The sequence below is a fragment of the Halorubrum sp. Atlit-26R genome, assembly GCF_003666015.1.
Lineage (GTDB): Archaea > Halobacteriota > Halobacteria > Halobacteriales > Haloferacaceae > Halorubrum.
The window spans coordinates 1-651 of the sequence record NZ_QPLT01000264.1 but is presented as its reverse complement, the minus strand read 5'-3'; the positions used below and the strand labels follow the sequence as shown (position 1 = coordinate 651).

General features: G+C 53.9%; 1 pseudogene. It reads left to right on the top strand.

Features of this window, described 5'->3' with window-relative positions:
• Positions 1 to 106 precede the first annotated feature (106 nt).
• Positions 107 to 412 (top strand): annotated as a pseudogene (locus DVK07_RS20495) (IS5/IS1182 family transposase); the annotation flags it as partial.
• Between the last annotated feature and the right edge of the window lie 239 nt (positions 413 to 651).

Here is a 651-nt window from a genome sequence, read left to right as displayed (position 1 = left end):
TAGGTAATCTTCGTCGAGGAAGCCCATACGTGTCGATCCGTCCGTGACCCTAATAAACCGTGGTGGTCGCCGGCCCACTCGCTGTGACGGCCAAGCCAGAAGTTCCGCTCAGAAAAACGCGCGAAACACTAACGACCCGAAAGACAATGAGTAGAGCGTCGAAGACCGCCTCACAGAACACAGCGAGGACGTTGTGCTAACATAGTCCACATTGGATGAGAAATATAACCGCCGTACTGGCGTCGACGAATCAACGAACCAGTGAAGCACTGTAGCCTCAGGGAAACGCACGTCCGAGGCCGCGTCTTCGCACGAACGCAGGTAGTTCATTGTCCTGTGGCTTCGCCTTGGCGCCGCTATCACCAACTACGAACGCGGAAACAATCCGAGAAGTCCGATCATCATGGTGTGAGAGGAGTTTACACCCTCATGATAAACTATTTATAACAGGACTCTAAATGCGAAATCGGACATGCCAAGACGTAACAATGTCGACCGCCGTAGATTCATCAAGTCAGTCGGAGCGACAGGTACAACGGTCGCTATCGCTGGTTGTTCGAGTAACGGAGGCGGCAACACAACTGGTGACACTACGTCCGGTGGTGGCGGCGCGGGATCGCAAACGTTGGTGACAAATCCCCACGGCTTCAC